Annotated in this window: 11 protein-coding genes; 3 read left to right on the forward strand and 8 right to left on the reverse strand. The window is 63.4% G+C overall.

Translation table 11 applies throughout. The features are described 5' to 3' along the window. Positions 1-89: 89 nt before the first annotated feature. Together AAGA68_06930 and AAGA68_06935 are read right to left on the reverse strand one after the other, a co-directional pair. On the reverse strand, positions 90-1,121 hold the full coding sequence (locus tag AAGA68_06930) for a choice-of-anchor Q domain-containing protein (protein MEM9384777.1): 1,032 nt from the start codon (positions 1,119-1,121) through the stop codon (positions 90-92). A 642-nt stretch (positions 1,122-1,763) separates the two neighbouring features. Next, positions 1,764-4,067 (reverse strand): winged helix-turn-helix domain-containing protein, encoded by a 2,304-nt coding sequence (locus AAGA68_06935; GenBank protein ID MEM9384778.1) that lies wholly within the window; start codon positions 4,065-4,067, stop codon positions 1,764-1,766. Between the two features lie 124 nt (positions 4,068-4,191). Between AAGA68_06935 and AAGA68_06940 the strand changes: the two genes are divergently transcribed. Then, entirely contained in the window at positions 4,192-5,139 is a 948-nt protein-coding gene (locus AAGA68_06940) for a hypothetical protein (GenBank protein ID MEM9384779.1), read from the forward strand. 243 nt (positions 5,140-5,382) lie between these two features. Here the strand turns inward: AAGA68_06940 and AAGA68_06945 are convergent, their stop codons facing one another. After that, positions 5,383-6,933 (reverse strand): hypothetical protein, encoded by a 1,551-nt coding sequence (locus AAGA68_06945; protein MEM9384780.1) that lies wholly within the window; start codon positions 6,931-6,933, stop codon positions 5,383-5,385. A gap of 379 nt (positions 6,934-7,312) precedes the next feature. Then, entirely contained in the window at positions 7,313-7,981 is a 669-nt protein-coding gene (locus AAGA68_06950) for a 2-hydroxychromene-2-carboxylate isomerase (GenBank protein MEM9384781.1), read from the reverse strand. Between the two features lie 527 nt (positions 7,982-8,508). On the opposite strand from AAGA68_06950, the gene AAGA68_06955 reads away from it, so the two are divergent. Beyond that, on the forward strand, positions 8,509-9,318 hold the full coding sequence (locus AAGA68_06955; GenBank protein ID MEM9384782.1) for a hypothetical protein: 810 nt from the start codon (positions 8,509-8,511) through the stop codon (positions 9,316-9,318). 514 nt (positions 9,319-9,832) lie between these two features. On the opposite strand, the gene AAGA68_06960 is transcribed toward AAGA68_06955, so the two are convergent. Genes AAGA68_06960 through AAGA68_06970 form a run of 3 tightly spaced genes read right to left on the reverse strand, consistent with a single transcriptional unit; the run spans position 9,833 to position 13,645 of the window. Further along, complete coding sequence (locus tag AAGA68_06960; protein ID MEM9384783.1) at positions 9,833-11,275, reverse strand: coniferyl aldehyde dehydrogenase; 1,443 nt, start codon at positions 11,273-11,275, stop codon at positions 9,833-9,835. A gap of 14 nt (positions 11,276-11,289) precedes the next feature. Next, positions 11,290-12,864, reverse strand: coding sequence for an AMP-binding protein (locus AAGA68_06965; protein MEM9384784.1), 1,575 nt, complete (start codon positions 12,862-12,864; stop codon positions 11,290-11,292). A gap of 16 nt (positions 12,865-12,880) precedes the next feature. Beyond that, the gene (locus AAGA68_06970; GenBank protein ID MEM9384785.1) at positions 12,881-13,645 is read right to left on the reverse strand and encodes an FCD domain-containing protein; all 765 of its coding nucleotides are present in this window, start codon (positions 13,643-13,645) and stop codon (positions 12,881-12,883) included. A 104-nt stretch (positions 13,646-13,749) separates the two neighbouring features. Between AAGA68_06970 and AAGA68_06975 the strand changes: the two genes are divergently transcribed. Next, positions 13,750-15,825, forward strand: a complete 2,076-nt coding sequence (locus tag AAGA68_06975; protein MEM9384786.1) for an NADPH-dependent 2,4-dienoyl-CoA reductase — start codon at positions 13,750-13,752, stop codon at positions 15,823-15,825. Between the two features lie 86 nt (positions 15,826-15,911). On the opposite strand, the gene AAGA68_06980 is transcribed toward AAGA68_06975, so the two are convergent. After that, positions 15,912-18,302 (reverse strand): TonB-dependent receptor, encoded by a 2,391-nt coding sequence (locus tag AAGA68_06980; protein ID MEM9384787.1) that lies wholly within the window; start codon positions 18,300-18,302, stop codon positions 15,912-15,914. Positions 18,303-18,385: the final 83 nt, after the last annotated feature.

Here is an 18,385-nt window from a genome sequence, read left to right on the forward strand (position 1 = left end):
GCCTCGTTAGAGTGGGCCAGCTCCTCGGGGGCGGGGGGAGATCCGCCTTATCTGCAGCTCACTTCACCCATTGACCGCCGTTGGGATCGCTATCGATTCGGCACGAATTCGTAGGCGCCTATGTCAGTTCGCGCCGTACCGTCTCCGTCGCCATCGAGTGGTCGAGGTGTACCAAGGAAGTCGGCACCAGGTGCTGGTGTTGTCGCGCCTGCATCGATTGCTGGTGACGACGCACTGAGGCGAAAATCAAACAGTTCAGCGTTGACGAAGAGTGGGTTGGTGGCGATGTTGCCATTGATACCGGTTTGGTCGGGAATGCCAGCGTAGTTTCGCTGATTGGCGAAAACTAGGTTGTTCTCCCACAGTGGTGTATTGCCTTCGTCGGGGTTGACCCCTGCCTCAAATCCGATCAGGTTTCCCATCAGTATGTTATTGCGGAACTGCTGCGCACCTCCGAAAAAACCAAGGTCGCTGCGAATACCCACACGATTGAACGCCATGGTGTTGTTGGAGACGGTCAGCACCTGTCCTTCTGGAACAGCAAGATTGATGCCACGGCAGGAGTTGCTGATGAAGAGATTGTTGATGATGGTAGGTGAGGATGAGTTGATGAACCCGAGTACACCTGCAAGAAACTGGCTGTCACATGTATTGCGTACGAACACGTTTCGCGCGATCAGCGGTGAAGCGGTATTGCCACCGATGCCTGCCCCGTAGCCACCTGCGCTCTGCCTGTTGCCATCGTAGACATTGCCGATGATCCGGCTGCCCGCGCCCCGTACCTCTGTGCCAGCCCCAAAACTTGCGGCACCGTTTGTTACCGTAAAGCCTGCAAGCGTGCCGCCGGGGCCTATGCGTACTACGGTGCCGCCGAAGCCATCGATGATCGTTGCGCGAGGCCCGTCAACGGCGCGCACGCTTACGTCCTTCCCAAGGTAGTCGATGCGCTCCGCCCAGGTACCGGCGGAGACTAGAATGCTATCGCCGTCCACAGCCGCGTCTATTGCAGCCTGGATGGTGGCGAAGTCTGCCGGTACCTCTAGCACGTCGCTGACAGCTGCGGAGCCTGCAAGAACACCTGTGGCAAAGAGCCCTGCGGCGAGTGGTTTCTTCTCGGTCATATTCAACCTGTGAGTGGAGCGTGAGAAGGCGCACCGCATAGCCTTCGTCTCGCAGTTCCATCGCCCACCACATCCGGCGCAGGGGCTACGGTGGCGCCCGTTCCCAGATTCCTCCAGCCACCGGCGAGGGAGGCCATAATGACGCGAAAGCGCTCGAGGTCGCGGATCAGCGTGTGCAAGGTGAAGTTGCCTTTAGAGACGTCTATCCAGGTGGAGCGCTTTGCGAACGCAGGACTGCTCGCGGTCACCTTCAGTAGTACGTGAGCGAGGATTGCGGTGATCGTACGGGAGGTAGCATGCTTTAGCTACCTGGTCCTGTGCCTATCGCAGGTATAAGTGGTAGCAATCAGAACGCTCGATGTCCAGGGCTGATGCTTTCGCCGCGGCCGTGCTATCCCGAGTGCTTGCGGCTTGCGCTAGCTGGCCTCCTGTGTCTGCGTTTCACTTAATCCGCCGCTTACAACGAATTTGCAGGCCTCACGTGCGACCTCTGATGTGGCTATTTTCCTCACGCAAGTAGCACGGTCTTTAGCGGACTACTGTTTTACTTTGGCGTGGATTGGCCGCGCCACACCCCATGGTCAACAGAGCCATAGGCAAGTCCCTCGGACGTTTTTGCTTTCTGGTTCCTAGCCGTCGAGGCTACTTGCGCCGGGGCAGTATGGGTTCAGGAGTCTCGTCTTGATCTGTGACCTCAGCGAGGAAAACCGATAACTGTTCGCGGAGTCTAGTGGCCGTCCACTCCATTCGCTTCACCACGCCCTTGAAGCGCTCGTCGCTCTGCAGCGAGGCGAACAGAGGATCCACGCGAAGCTCTCGCAGCACGCGGCCATGATCCGCCGCGTACTCCAGCCATGCTATGGCTCCCGGCGTATCATCATTCAGCAGCCGCCAAGCCGCCGCACCCACCAGCTCCTCATCGCGCACGAGGCCATTCTCCGGCGGCGACCAGTCCACGTAGCGCGCGTTCATCAGAGCGCGCAAAGCCTCAGCTTTTGCGGAGGGCGACAGAACGATGGCCGCCTGATGCACCGACGTGTCGTACCCAGCGGCCATCCGCGCTTCAGTCAATCCAAGCTGCTCGACGGTTCGCTCCGCAAGCGAGCGAGCAAGCGGTCGATCGCCCGCCCAGTAGGCGATGTCGAACGCGGAGATGCCCAAATGCGTGGGATGGAGGTTGGCTCGGGCGAGAGCCAGCGCCTCGGCCTTGTCACCGCGCTCAAGGGCGAGGGCGGCCCCCACGCTCCAGAGGTGAGCAGAGTCTTCGCGCTCCAACCGGCTGTCTGCGTGCAGGCGCCAGAGAAGTTCGTTTCGACGCAGGTTGATAAGCGCCACGTCCGGGCCCTGACGCCAGGCGGCGTCGATCAGCTCGAAGGCGCGCACGTACCGCCCGGTTTCCATCAGCACGATGGCGAGGGACGAGGCGACGATCGGATGATCCGGTCGCCAACGGTACACGTGCTCGGTCAGTTCGAGGGCCCGCGCCTCCTCGCGATTGTGCAGGTGGGCTGCCGCCAGTGCGGCGGTGATCGTGGGGCTGAGCGGGTCTAGCAGACTCGCGCGCTGAAAGGCGAGGTAGGACTCCCGTACCTGTCCGAGGAGGTTCAGGGCGGTCGCCTTGCGGAATTGCGCTTCGGCTGTACTCGGTGCCCGCACCAGGGCCTGATCGGCTAACGACAACGATCGCTCGATCTCCCCATCGATCATCGCGAGTAGTGCGGCTGCGGTGAGCACCTCCGCGGACTCCGGTGCCAGGGCCATCGCGGTACGGATGTGAGCGGCGGCCTGGGCACGACCCTCGGTCTGTGGCGCACCGGTGAACTGCCCCGATAGGAGCTGGCCCATGGCCAGGGTCGCGTGACTTGGGGCGTAGTCTGGGGACGTCGCGAGGGATTGCTCCAGCAGCGCCATGCCCTCTGCCAGGCCCTCCTGGGTGCGCGAGCGCACCAGTTCACGGCCGCGCAGGAATTGCTCGTAGGCCTGAAGGTCTACCTCCCCGGGTGCGAGGTACTGGCGGGTGGGCGTGTCGCCGGCGATGGCGAGACTGAGCACGTCGAGAATCTGCGTGGAGATCTCGCGCTGCACGTCGAACACTTGATCCATCGCAAAGGGGCGGTTCCAACTCTCCGAGAGCACGTGCAGCCCGTCGGACGCGCGGATGAGCTGCACGGTGATGCGCAGGCGCTCGCCGGCGGTGCGCACAGAGCCCTCGACCACGTAGTCCACGTCCAGGGCCTCGGCGATGTCGCGCACATCCTCGCGGGCGTCACGGAAGCGGAAGGCGGAGGTGCGCGAAGCGACGCGCAGGCGTGGCGAGCGGGCCAGCTCGTTCAGGATCTCCTCGGCAAGGCCATCGGCGAACCAGCCCTGATCGCTCTGCGGCGACATGTCGTCGAGGGGCAGCACGGCGATCGACGGCGGCGCCTCGGCCACGGCTCTGGGGGAAGTGTCCGACGTCGGCGGTTGCCGCGGCGCCAGCACTAGGGCGAGCCCTAAGGCGATCAGCCCGACGACGGCCGCGGCCGCGATCCAGCCGGTCCGCGTAGGCGCTTTCGAGGGCTCACACGATGGCGCGCCGGACGCGATGGGCGCCCCGGACGCCAGCGGTGCCGGCGGCGCGCTCTCGCGACTGACGGCTGCCAGGAATCGGTAGCCCCGACCGTGCACGTTCTCGACGGCCCACGGGGAGCGCGCGTCGTCGGCCAGGGCGCGGCGGATCTCCTTGATCGCCGTGGTCAGCACAGCATCGGTGACGGGCGCATGGCCCCAGCCGAGCTCGATCAGCTCGCGCTTACTCACCAGTTCACCCGGGCGTTGCATGAGTGCATGCAGCAGCTGGAGGTGCTTGTGGCGCAGCTCCACGGCCTCGCCGTCGCGTTCCAGGCGCGCCGAGGCGATGTCCAGGCGTATCGCGCCCGATCTGAGAACTTCTTGTTCTTCAGTCATTTAACTTGGAACGAGGGCTGTCGACAGGAAAAACAGCATTCTGTCAGAGTTCGTTCATGCTTGCCGCGACCCGCCGCGCAAGCATGGCCCCCGTCTTTCACAACAACCCGAACGGGGGACCCTCATGACACGCATCATCCACCCACCTCTCGCCGCCGCGGCGGCCACCGTGCTCCTCGCCCAAGGCGCCTTCGCCCAGGAGACCGTCACCATCGAATACGCCCAGGGCGGCTACCCGAGCGGCGGCACCATCACGGGCGTGCTCAGCGGCACGGACCTCGACGGCGACGGTCGCCTCTACGCAGTCTCACGCTTCATCGCCGACGTCTTCGGCCTGCCCTTCGGCAACGAGGTGGACTACGCCGAGATCACCTTCACGGGCTTCAACCTGGATGCCCCACTAACCCTCACCTACGACAAGTCCGTCGCCGACATGGAGGCCTTCGAGAACGCCTTCATGGGCTTCGCCTACAACATCGACGGCGGCGCCCTCGGCGATGAGCCTGACGAGGGCATCTCCTTCGCCGTGTTCGCGCCGAGCACCAACTGGTGGATGGGGGAGTTTTTCAACTTCATCGCCAACCCCGTGCCCGTGAGTGACGTCATGCTCACGCCGTGCGGCGTGGGCGAGGCCTGCGCGGGCGTCCTGGGGTTGGTGCCGAACCCCGACTTCCCAGATGGCATCGAGCTGGTCTACAGCGACTTCAGCAACGAGCCGATCGAGACCACTGTGGTCGATACAATGGGAGAGCGGGTGTTCGCGGTCGACGTACGCACGAACACGGGCGCCACGTTCCCCGACTGCCTGCGCTTTAGCGACCAGGGCGACCTGACGGTGGATGGCCTCGGCCAGACCCTGACCTACCGCCAGACCCGCCTCGACACCTCGCCGAGTGCCTTCCAGGCCACCTCACGCACGGGCGCCAGCCTGGCCATTGCGATCAGTGGCCGTACGCGGGGTGAGACGGACATTGTCGGTAATGGAGTGAATGAACTCGGTAGCACCTTCGTCTTTACCGGGAGCGAGAACGCCGCGTGTGCGGTTGTTGGTGCCGTCCGCTGGGGGCGCTAGTGTTCGGCGGGAGATCCGTGCGAGCGGGTCTCCCACGGCGCCGCGTTGACTTGGCGCTATCCGGTGTGTTTCGCAGTATCCGGGGTCTTGAGAGGGGAGGCGAGAGACCGACGTTAGGGGTAGGTTCACCTCTGAAGGCTACAAGAGACTTCGAATCGCCATGTCATCAAGGGAACGGTCAGAGTCTGGTTGCCCAGACGCTTGAACGGTTCCATGTGGGGTCGACGCAGCTGCCGTGCACACCTACCAAAAATCAAAGCCACCAGCCACAGGCTCCGCCCACTCCACCGTACCCACCTCATCCAGCGCCTTGCTGAAGAACTTCCGCTGCCCCTTGCTACGAGCCCAGTTGAGCAACCCCTCCAGGATCACTCGCGCCTCCGTATCCCTCCCAGCCTTGGACAATAGCTTCGCCTTGATGAGCGGGATAAGCTGAGTATCCGCGTTCAGCCCTCGCGCCTGATCGATCGCCAGCAGCGCTCTATCCGACACCTGCACACCAGGCAGCAGGTGAGCATTGGCGTAGCCGGTAAGCGCCGCCGCATCGCCCGGCGCCAGCTCCAATGCCTTCTCGTAGTCCTTCAGCACCAACTGCCCCTGCGCCGCATCGATGCCTTCACCGCCATTGCCGTTCGGCCCACCCAAGCGCACCGAGGCGCGTGTGTAGTAGCTGCTGCCCGCCTGCGGCGCCAGGCGCACCAGTGCCTCGGCATACTCCATCGCGCGCTCGGGGCTGCGACGAGATAGGGCGACGCCTGCGAGGTAGCGATGCATGTCCGCTTCGCGAATCCCCGCCTTCAAGGCCTTATTGAAGGCCTTTTCATAGCGCGGCTGTGAGCCCTTCATGCGCCCCGCCAGGAAACGAGCCTCGAGAGCCTGGAAGGCGCCTTCTGCCGGATCCAGGGTGCGGCGGGTCAGCTCGACCTCCACCTTGGGCATCGTGAGTTGCACGTACTTGAGGCTACCGCCGTTCCAGTACTCCTTGAGTTGCTCGTTGCACTCGATACTCGACCAGCCGAAGGCATCCTCGAAGGCTGCCATCGGATCCACCCCGGGTTTGTTCACGGCGGCGATGAATCCGTTGAGCTTACTGCCGAGCTCCGGCTTGGAGCTGAACATGTGCGACATCAGCCAGCCCTGGGCGTACTGCATGGACGTGTTTGAGATACTCATACGGCTGCCCGCCAAGTACTGCCCGTTGGACTTGACGATCTCCGAGCAGGGAATCCACGGGTAGCCCTGCACGACGGCGGCTCGCGTCGGTAGATCCCCAAGCAACACGAGCCCTTCCTTCTCGCGGAACTGGATCGTGGAGACGTACTCGGCGAAGCCCTCGTCGTACCACACGGGGTAGCGGTAGTTGCTGAAGTGGTGCAGCAGGTGATGGGTGTACTCGTGGAACAGGACGGCGCGCGCATCGACACCGCGACGGGAGATGTCCTCGGCGGCAAGGAACATGCGCGCACCGAGCAGCGGATTTTGATAGAAACCCAGCGTGCCGCCTGCTTGCATCTCCTTTTGGTACTCGGAGACCGTGGTGAACAGGTAGATAAGCAGGGGTGGTGTGGGGTCCTCAAGGAGTTCTACGCCGGCGAGGAAGGCCATGACGACGCGAAAGCGTTCCAGATCCCGGATCAGCGTTTGAACGGTGTCGAAGTCGGCGTCGCTGCGTACGGTGAAGTTGTCGTTCGAGACCTCTATCCAGGTGGCGCGCTTGGCGAGCGCGGGGCCGCTGGCAGTGCTTAGCAGTACCGAAAGAGCAAGAAAAGTGCTGAAAAACCGGAGCGTGCGCATGCCTCAGGGGACCTGGTTCTCTACCTAAACAGGGTATGAGTGGTAGCAGTCAGGTCATCTCATGTCCAGCCTTAGGGCTTCGCCATGGTTGTGCTAGTAGATCTGTGCACTCTGAAGTTGACGGTGTTGCCGCTTCGATTTCACCTCTAAGCGCGGGTGCGCCAAAGCAACCGCTTCGCTTCGATGGTCCCCGTCCTTGGCTTCAGCCGCTTCCGTACTGTCTCATGGTGATGATCGACGGATCCGAGTAGGCACTCAAGCGGGCGTCGGTGTTTGGTGTCTGCGACGCACCTGAGTTGGTGGCAGTCAGCGCAGACCCTCGGTAGCTAGTCGCAAGGCCCGTCGCGCTGGCGCTGGCGCTGGCGGCATCAAGTGCACCCTAGCGCCGCTCCCGGCTACCTATCCTGCTTGTGCCAACTGGCAAGTCCCGCCACCGTTCGAGCGCTCCCGCGGCTGGGTCCTGACCCCGCAGGTGGGCAACGACGTGCGGTACGCTGTCCTGACCCCAGAAAACCTCATCACCCACCAAATAGGACGGCACACCGAACACCCCTTGCCCGATCGCCCAGGCCGTAGCGTCCTTCAGGCGCTGCTTGGTGTCTTCGTTGGCGGTCGCGCGCACCAGCCCGGCGCCGTCGAGGCCCACCGCCTTCAGTACCTCGCCTACGTAGGCGGCATCCGTGATCGCGTCACCCCGCTCCCACGCCGCAGCAAAGATCGCGTCAACGGCTCGGGTGCGCTGATCGATATCATCGATAGCTGAGACTATCCGTAGCGCTAGCAAGGGATTAAAGGGGTGGGCCGGCGGTGGTTGAATTTTCCGCTCCTGCTCGTGGGCAAGGCGCACCACGTGCTTCCACGTATAGATGCGCTTGGCGGGGATCTCGGCTGGTCCGTTGGTGGCGTTGGCATCGAGCATGGCGGCGAACAGCACTGGGTGGGGTTCAAGCGTCACGCCCAGCGGCGCGAGCTCCTGCTTGGCGCGGTGCCAGCCGAGGTATGCGTAGGGCGAGATGAAGTCGAAGATGAACGGCAAGCGAGCAGTCATCGCATCAGCGCTCCTGTGGGCTCAACCACACGAGCGTAGCATCGTGCCCTTCCGCCGGCACTCGTCCTCGTGCGTGGCGACTTGCTCGAGCACAACGACGAACCGCGATCGGTGACCGGGGTAGGGGGAGCGCCACCTGTTGCGGCAAGTCCCGCGAGAGAATGTGTTCGCACTGCAAGCGCGATGCAATCGTGAGTTGGCTTGGCGCGTCCGATCGCCAAGCTGGCAATCGCCATCACGCGCTCGCCTTTTTTGAGTGCCACGCCGGGTGCGCCAGTCCGCCTTAGCCCGGCAGCCAAAGTCATGACTCACAACGGGAACTTCCATGACTTGAAATTAATTTCGCGATACAGCTTCAATCGAATGTTATTAGATAACTTAGCTAAAAGATCAATTCCGGCCGCTTGGGGGCAATCCTTCGTCGCAGGTACTCCGCATGTGTTGAGTCGAGATCACCGCGCCGGTGCCCTCTATCCAACTCAACCCAAGCGGCCTGGATGCCGCTCGACCGAACAAAGGATCTACCCATGAACAAGCAACAACTACTGTCCACCTCCGTATGCGCCTCCGCCCTAGCCCTGGCCACGGTGGTAATTGCCGCTACGATCCCCTTGCCTACGAAGAAACTCACGGGAGGCACCACTTCCGTGGCGAAGCTAGATCCTGCCGCGATACCCACATCGGGGCCAGACGCCGCGGGCAAGCTGTGCAACGACCTTCCAAATGGGGCGGGTATGGACGATGTCACGATCACGATCGACAACGCTACCGCTGGGGGCGTAGACGTAGGCGGCACACCGGCCGCGGAAACTGACTCGGGCGGATGGCATGTAAAGTTCGACAACGACGTCGATAGCGACGCGTGCGTTGACCTCAAGATCACCGACATTCAACCTGACGACTCGGGCAAGGATGTGGAGATCAAGGCCACCCCGTCGATCGAATCCTCCGTGGACGGCGTGGTCATCGAAGTGAATCCCTTCCCGCGCTTTGGTTTCGCGTCCAACCTCGATCTCATGCGCACCAGCATCACCGCAATGGATCACGGCGGCGGCCTGGCCTTCGTCCAGAACAACGACGGTGAGGAAGCTATCAATGCCCTGGAGGGCCAGGTGAGCTTTCCTGAGGGGGCCAACCGCTCCCTGCTCATGGTGGAGCTGCAAACTGAGCGCGGCGAGAAGCTGCCGGCGGCGATCACAGTCACCGACAACGGTTTCACCGTCGACCGCATGACGCCGATCGCGCATGGCGATGGCCGCCTGATCGTGCTGTGGTTCGATAACGGCGCAGGGGATGTAAACGCCCGCTTGCAACTGTCGGCGACCTACGCGCCCTGAGCGATCACGGGATCGCCCGCCCGATGGTGGGCGGGCGAGTCCCTGGAGTCTCCTACCCTGAACCCGACCACCACCTCAAGCGGCGGGCGAGCCACTCGGGAGTCACGCGTTGCACCGGTGGCAGCAGATGGACCGGCAATCCGCAGCGGGCCGCCGGGGAGCGCAGCGCATCCTAAAGCAAGCGTTAATCTGTCCTATCCCTTAGGCGAGGGAGGTGTTGCCGTTGCCCCTGCGCACAGGCCCATGACCCGCAGGAGTCTTAGCACCCGCCGAGGCGATCGAGACCACCGTGGTCGACGCGATGGAAGAACGGGTGTTCGCGGTCGAAGGGCGCACGAACACGGCACGAAACGTGATACTGCCCGCGCCGATGCGATGGCACGCTGCTCGCGCTGGGGCAATGACCGCGGCCCTATGCCTTGCCTGAGAATGCGGCGGTCCGACGAGCAACCTCGCCTTCAGATTCCAAGAGGGCCGCGCGGAGAATCGCGAATCTACCTTACGGCGACTCAGCCTACTTGCCGATTTGCTGCCTGACGGTGCGCCGAAGCTTCTCGCCGTACGGTGGCTGCAGTCCAGCGAGATCGGCGACGTTGACCTTGCTTTGGGTGAACACGGATTTCGCGTGGGAGAACGTGCGGAACCCGTCGATGCCGTGGTAACACCCCATGCCCGAGGGACCTATCCCGCCGAAGGGGAGATCCTCCTGCGCCGCGTGCATGACTACATCGTTGATCGTGACACCGCCAGAGATCGTTTGCGCGAGCACCGCCGAGCGCTCTTTGTCGTCGTCGCCGAAGTAGTACAGGCCGAGTGGGCGGGGGCGAGCATTGACGAAGTCGATCGCCTCCTTGATCGACTCGTAGGGCTTCACGGGCAGCACGGGGCCGAAAATCTCATCTTGCATCGCCGCTAGCTTGTCGTCGGGATCTACGATTAGGGTCAGCGGCAGCTTGTGGTTCGGTTGCTTTGAAAAGTCTTCGCTCGCCGGATTGAGCTCGATCACCTGAGCATCCTGGGCGCGTGCCTCGTCGAGGTAGCCGCGGATGCGATCGAAGTGCCGTTTGTTCACCATGCTCGCGTAATCATCGTTCTCCAACAGCGTCGGGTACATGGCGCAGACCGCGGCACGTATCGCCTCAATGAACTCGTCGATGCGCGGGCGCGGCACGAGCGCGTAGTCCGGGGCTAGGCAGATCTGGCCGGCGTTGAGCATCTTGCCCAGCACGATGCGCTCGGCCGCCGCCTGCATCGCTGCCGTACGCCCGACGATCACGGGCGACTTGCCGCCGAGCTCGAGCGTCACCGGCACCAGGTGTTCAGCCGCCGCACGCATCACGTGACGAGCGACGGAAGTGGCGCCGGTGAATATCAGGTGATCGAAGGGCAGGGCCGAGAAGTCTGCGCCCGTCTGCGGTCCGCCAGTGACTACGTGTAGTTCCTTGGGGTCGAAGTGCTGAGCCACCGCGCTAGCCAGCGCTTCGGACGTGGCGGGCGTGTACTCCGAAGGCTTTATCAGCGCGCGATTGCCGGCCGCCAACACGCCCGCTAGCGGAGTGAAAGTGAGGCTGACGGGGAAGTTCCACGGACTGATCACGCCCACCACGCCGAGGGGCTGGTAGTCGATGCGCGCCTTGGCTCCCAGCAGGTTGAGGGGGAAGGGTCCTACCTTACGCCTTTGGGAACGCATCCAGCGTCCTACGTGCTTTTGGGCATGGTCCAGGGCGGTGATGGACGCGGCGATGTCGGTGAAGCGGCTCTGGGCCTCGCTACGGTGGCCGAAGTCGCGGCATATGGCGTCGACCAGCGTGTCCTCATGGGTGCGTAGCAAGTCGATGCAGCGCTGCAGACGATCTCGTCGCAGCGCCAGGCTCGCAGGTCCGACCGCCAGGTGGTCTTCGCGCTGGGCCTCGAGCGCAGCCAACATGGCATCGGCGCTCGTCTCGTGAGGGATCATGACTCGCGCTTCGCTCATGAGCTCGCCTCGGCGGTGTTTGCGAAGCGCTTGCGCAGTTCGCGCTTCAGCACCTTGCCCGAGGGGCCAATGGGCAGCACCTCGACGAACTCGAACTGCTTGGGGATCTTGTAGTTCGACATCTTCTCGCGGCTGAATGCCTCCAGCCCCTGGGGGTCGGCCTGCTCAAGGTCGTGTGGCACCACGATCGCGGTCACACGCTCGCCCCACTTCGAATCAGGCAGGCCGATGACGGCGACCGATCGAACCTGCGCGTGACCAGACAGCACCTTCTCGATCTCGGCCGGATAGACGTTCATGCCGCCGGAAACGATCATATCTTTTAGGCGATCTACGATGTAGATATACCCGTCTTCGTCCCAACGGCCGATGTCGCCGGTCGCCAGCCAGCCATCGTCGGCGAAGACCTTTGCCGTCTCCTCCGGGCGGCGCCAGTACCCCTTGCTGATCGAGGGGCCGCGCATGAAGATCTGTCCGTTGACGCCGCTGTCGCAGATGACCTCATTGCTCTCGACATCGCGGATCTGCACCTCCGTCAGCGGCAGTGCGCGCCCGGCGGACCCCACCTTGGCCAACGCCTTGCTCGCCGGCAGCACCGTGCCACTGCCTTCGGTCATACCGTAGCCCTGCGTAACCAACGCGCCACGACCGAGCCACTTGCGCAGCATCGGCACGGGCACAGGGCCGCCAGCGGCGATGATCGTGAGGCCCGTGAAGTCGTGGGTGGCAAAGAGAGGGTGTTGCTCGAGGGCGATCAACATCGTTGGCACGGCAAAGACCGTCGTCACCTTCCACTCGGCGAGGCTGTGGTAGACCGCATCGACATCGAAGCTCGGTAGCATCACCACCCGGCCGCCAGCTGCGATGTCGGTCAGCGCGTACGCGAGAGAGGCGATGTGGAACATAGGCGCCACGGCCAAGGTGGTTGACGAGGCGTTAGGCCGGTTGGCTAGAAGTAGGTTGCATACCGTGGCCCACACGTTGCCATGGGTGTAGACCACGCCCTTCGGCGTACCCGTGGTGCCCGAGGTGTACAGCATGAAGGCCGTGTCACCAGCGTGCGTCGATACGATGCCATGCCGGGACCGGCCGTCAGTGCCTACCACTTTATGGAGCGATAAGGTGGTCCAGTGCGCTGGCGCCGAATCGATGCCGATCAGCGTTCTGCCGGCGAGTTGCGGGCGAACGGCCTCCACCTGATCCTGGAACGCTGACCCAACGACGATCGCCTTGATGTCCGCATCTTCGGCGATGAACAGCACTTCCTCGCCGGCGCTGCGCGGATTCAGGGGGAGGTAGACCGCGCCGAGACGGGACAGGGCGTACAGCAGCACCAACATGCCCGGTTGGTTTTCACCGAGGAACGCCACCCGATCTCCTCGCCCGATCCCGAGGTTGAGCAGCAGGTCGATCGCCGCGTCTACCTTGGCGACGATGTCAGCGTTGCGGTATGAGGTGCCTTGGAATACCACGGCAACCTGCTCTGGATCCTGCTCCGCGTTGTTGAAGAACGGTGCGCAGAGGTTGTCGGTGTAGACATAGCCGGTCGTTGCTGGTGTCACCTTAGCCACAGCCTAGCCTCCTTCATCATCCCGAAGTTTGCCCTGATGGGCGTTGGCGATCTTCGAGGGAGCCGGCCGTGCCGGTGATGTCGATGCCCGCCCGTTCGAAGCCGGCGCGCAGGTTGGCGATGTGTCGCGCCATCCAGGTGGCGGCGAGATCGCCGTCGCGCGCGCAGATGGCAGCGGTGATGTGCTCCTGGGCCTTCACGATGTGCCCCTGCGCATCCGGCAGGCGTTCGATGACGCGGATCATCGTGGGATTGGCGAGCAGGCTAAGAGATCTCAGCATCACGTTGATGACGCTGTTGCGTGCGGCGCGACCGATCGCGAACTGATAGTCGACTCCCAGGGCGACCACGTCCGCCGCCCGCTCGGCCCCTTGCAGCGCCTCGGTGATCTCGGCGAGCTGGGCGATGTCCTCGGCGCTGGCCCGCTCGGCGGCCAACCTGGCGCTGGCCGGCTGCAGGGCGGCGGTGGCCTCCCATACCTCCTCGAAGGTGGCGCCATGGCGTTCGAGGCCGCGGCTGGCCTGCTCGGCCGCGTGCTCGGCCTGTACTCGCGCCACCACCAGGCGCTTGCGGTTGATCCGCTGGGCCAATCCGGACTGCTCCAGCAGTCGGATCCCCTCGCGCACCGTCGAGCGCTGGACGCCCAGCTGCTCGCAAAGTACCTGCTCGGTGGGCATGGGTGCGCCCGGGACAAGCTCGCCACTCAGGATCGCCGTCTCCACAGCCTCGAAGACGCGGACGTACGCTGGCTGATCCTGGGGCTTTTCATGCAACGCCGACATAAACGTTCCCGATCAAAGAGATAGGGGCTCAAGGTTGATTTCGAGTATGTCTGACATTAATCTCCCGGTCAATATTAATGTCAGACTTTATTGAGGATGTCGCCATGTCGACCGTCGCCTCGGACACGCTTCATCGCGACTACCCGCTGCTGTTCTCGCCCCTGCGTATCGGCGACACGACCATCAAGAACCGCGCCATCATGGGATCGATGCACACGGGCCTCGAGGAGCAGGCGGACGGCAACCAGCGCCTCGCCGCCTTCTACGCGGAGCGTGCCCGCGCGGGCGTCGGGATGATCATCACCGGCGGGATCTCGCCCAATCGCGAGGGGATCTCCGGCTACGCCGAGTCCGGCGTCGAGGCCATGCTGGGCTCGCCGGAGGAGGCGCAGTGGCATCGCGTGATCACCGAGGAGGTGCATCGGGCCGCGCCGGATCTGAAGTTCATGCTGCAGATCCTCCACTGCGGTCCCTTGACGCGAAACGCCGATTGCGTCGGGCCTTCGGCGATCCGCTCGCCGATCAACCCGTTCACCCCGCGCGCGCTCGACGAGGCGGGCATCTGGCAGCAGATCGAAGACTTCGCCCGCTGCGCCGCCTACGCCGAGCAGGCGGGCTACGACGGCGTCGAGATCATCGGCTCCGCCGGCTACCTGATCTCTGCGTTCCTGGTCGAGAAGACCAACCAACGCCAGGATCCTTGGGGCGGCACCTACGAGCACCGTATGCGTTTCGCCATGGAGGTGGTTCGTGCCGTACGCCAGGCCGTCTCGGCCGACTTCCTCGTGGCCTTTCGCATCGCCGCGATGGACATGCTGCAGGGAGGCATGTCGTGGGAGGAGATCGTCGCCCTTGCGCAGGCCCTTGAGAGCCTTGGCGTCTCCATCATCTCCTCGCACTTCACCTGGCATGAGTCGGCGGTGCCGACGATCGCCACCATGGTGCCCCGGGCGGCCTTCACCCGCGTCACGCGGCGCTTGCGCGAGAACGTTCGCGTGCCCGTGATTACCTCCAATCGCATCAACATGCCCGAGGTGGCGGAAGCGGTACTCGCCAATGGGGATGCGGACCTGGTGTCGATGGCGCGACCGTTCCTGGCCGATCCCGAGCTGATCGCCAAGGCTCGTGAGGGCAGGCGAGATGAGATCAACACCTGCATCGCCTGCAATCAGGCGTGTCTGGACCACCAGCTGGACGGTCATGAGGAGGTGTCCTGCCTGGTCAATCCTCGCGCCTGCCACGAGACGTTGCTCGTGCTAGATCCGACCAACGCGCAGCGCAAGCTCGCGGTGGTCGGCGCCGGGCCGGCCGGTCTCGCCTTTGCCACGCTCGCCGCTGAGCGCGGCCATGAGGTGGACTTGTACGAAGGCAGCGATCGCATCGGCGGCCAGTTCAACCTGGCCAGTCGCATTCCCGGTAAGGAAGAGTTCAACGAAACGCTTAGGTACTTCCAGCGTCGCATCGAGCTGACTGGGGTCAAGCTGTTCCTACGCCGGCGCGTCGACGCTGAGTTTCTGGCCGCCCAGGGTTACGACGAGGTCGTGCTGGCGACCGGTATCGAGCCGCGCGTCCCGACCATCGACGGCATCGACCATCCCAAGGTCATGAGTTACGTGGAGGCCATTCGCGGCGCACGCGCGATAGGACAGCGCGTCGCCATCATCGGTGCTGGCGGCATCGGCTTTGACGTCGCCGAGCTCATCTCCCACGAGGGCGTGTCCGCCGCGCTCGACATCGACAAGTTCGCCCGCGAGTGGGGCATCGATTTCGAGAACCATCCGCGCGGCGGGGTCACCGGCATCGCACCCCGTGTCGATCGTGCTGCGCGCGAGGTGTGGCTGCTGCAGCGTAAGAGCAGCTCGCCGGGCAAGAGCCTCGGCAAGTCGACGGGATGGACCAAGAAGATCCTGCTCAAGCGCCGCGGCGTGAAGATGCTGACCGGCGTGCGCTACGAGAGGATCGACGACGGCGGCCTGCACTGTACGATCGAGGGTGAGCGGGTCACCGTTCCGGCGGACACGGTAATCGTCTGCGCGGGGCAGTTGTCCGTGCGCGAGCTGATGGATCCGGTGACTGCCGCGGGGATCAAGGCGACGCTGATCGGCGGAGCGCACGAAGCGGCGGAGCTGGATGCGGAGCGTGCGATTCGCCAAGCGGCGTACCTGGCAGCCGAGATCTGAAGTTGGGTGGAGTTTTGCATCCCTCACCTGGGATGCGAGAGGGGCAGCGCGGCCGGTCAGCATCGACCGGCCGGGGTGATCGACCCCTAGTAGCGCAGGACCAGCTCGAGGGTTACCGTGCGCGGCGGATCGAGACGAACGAAGCGCGTGCCATTGAACAGAGGCACGTCGTTGCCGTAGTGGAAGGTCTGCTCGTCGGTCACGTTCTGGGCGATGAGCGATAGGGACCAGCGATTCTCTGCACCGCTCAAGCCGGCGCGCAGGTTGAGTTTGGCGTAAGCCTCCTGACGTAATGCCTCGTCCAAGTCCCGCTCGACGAAGAAGTCGTCCTCGTAGATCAGCGTCGCGCCGAGGCGCGCTCGCAGGCCGAAGCCGATCTCTCGCGCCCAGTCCAGATTGAGGTTGAAGCTGAAATCCGGCGTGTTGACCCCGGTCTCGCCCTCGAAGTCCGTGACGCAACCGGCCTGACCTAAGGAGGCGGCGGTCAGCGTACGGTAGACGTCGCACGGCGCGTTGGGGAAGCTCTGGTACTCGAAGTTTAGGAACGACCCGCCGCCGCTCAGGAGCAGGCTGTCGGTGAGCTGCCAACGTCCTTCGAACTCGGCGCCGATCAGATTGACGTCCGCTGCGTTGTCGACGAGGAAGGACAGGCCGCCATTGAAGGCGGAGAACTGCAGGTCTTCGTATTGGGTGTAGAACACCGCTGCGTTGAGTTCCGCGGCGCCACCCAACAGGGATGACTTGAGCCCGAGCTCATAGGCCGTGGCCTGTTCCTCTTCGAATTGGAAGCGCTCGGCGTACTCCTCGTCGTTGACGATGCCATCGGCAGCGTCGTCGAGGGCGATGCGGGCATCAAAGCCCCCCGACTTGAAGCCGATGCTGCCGCTCAGATACACCATCAACGAGTCGGTGGCGTCCCACTGCAGGTTGATCGATGGCGTGAAGTTATCCTGGGTGAACGTCTGCGTCGGGATGGCATGTTCCTCGAGGTTGAATCCAGCGGCGAGACCGAAGGCCGCCGCTTCGGCATCCGCCCGCGGCAGTCCCACGACGTCGACGAAGTAATCGGCAAGGCGGATATCGCGTGCCGCATCGTTCAAGGCGTAGCGCTGGTTGGCACGCTTCTCCTCGCTGGAGAAGCGCATGCCGAAGGTCATGCGGAAGGTGTCCGACACGTTCCAGGTGCCCTGGCCGAAGATCGCGAAGATCTCGCCCGTCTGCTCGAAGTCCTGGTTGATGGCGACGTTGGTGCCCACGGTGCCGCCGAGTAGGGAGGCGTCGTTGAGGTTGATTTGCTCGCCGAGGAAGAAGTCGTTGTCCTCGTAGTATAGGCCTGCCAGCCAATCAAAGGCCTGGTCGCCCGGCGAGGTCAGTCGAATCTCTTGGGTGAAGGCGTGGTAGTCCTCGAACTGGTTGGTGTTGGTTGTGGGAATGACCAGGCCAGCGCCGGGGTTGATCTCGAACAAGCGAGAGGTCGAATAGCCGGTGACCAGGTTCAGCGTGTAGTCGCCAATCCCATACTCGATGTTCAGCGCCGTCAAGGACGTCTCCACGTCCGAGAGTTCCTCCTGATCGAAGAAGGCAGAGCCGTCGACGTTCGTGCTGCCCGTGTTGTAGTCACCCTCGCAGTCCGTAAAGACCGGTTGGCAGCCGGACACTGCCGTGAACAAGGGGTCTTCGATGGTGCTGCCAGGCAAGATGGTGATCGCCTCGTCGATGCTGATCTCCCATCCCTTGCCATCGAGTTCGAGGTTGTACTGTTCATAGGAGAGGTTGACGCTGAGATTATCGACAGGCTCCCACAGGAGGGAGGCGCGTACGTTGTCGGACTCGCCCGAAGGTTCGTCGCGATCCAGCAGCACGTTGTCGACGAAACCCTCTTCCTCGGTGAGGCGGAAGGCGACGCGGGCGCTGAGCGTATCGGTGATGCCGCCGTTCAGGAAACCGGCGAGCGATTGACTCCCGAAGGCCGCCTCATGCCGGGCACGCAGCTCTGCGGCTAGCTCTTGCTCCGGAAGGCGTGGCGTGACGCTGACGGCGCCGGCGATCGTGTTGCGCCCGAACAGGGTGGCCTGCGGACCGCGCAGGATCTCAACCCGCTCCACATCCAGGAAGGCGGAACGGTACTGGGTGCCGCGCCCGAGGTAGACGCCGTTGGAGAACAGGCCAACAGACTGATCGAATCCCTGGTTACCGCCCGATGCGATGCCGCGAATGTTGATTCGATCGGAGATCTGCTCTTGCACGATCGTAACGTTCGGCAAGGTCAGGCTGAGTTGACTCAGATCCGTGATCGCGGCGGCTTCGAGGGCATCTCCGCCCACCGCTGCCACCGATATGGGTACGTCCTGCAAAGACTCCGCCCGCTTCTGTGCGGTAACGATGACTTCTTCAAGCGCCTGCCCGTACGCCGCAGTGCAAAGTACGATCGCTGAGGTGGCAACTAACGCTGAGGTGTATGGCAATCCGTTTTGCATGGTGTCCCCCCGACCCATGAGCTCGACTTTGATTCATCACAATCGAATGTAGTGCTTTCCATCGTTGCGAACCCCCCACCAAA

The sequence above is a fragment of the Pseudomonadota bacterium genome, assembly GCA_039193195.1.
Taxonomy (GTDB): Bacteria; Pseudomonadota; Gammaproteobacteria; order Steroidobacterales; family JBCBZW01; genus JBCBZW01.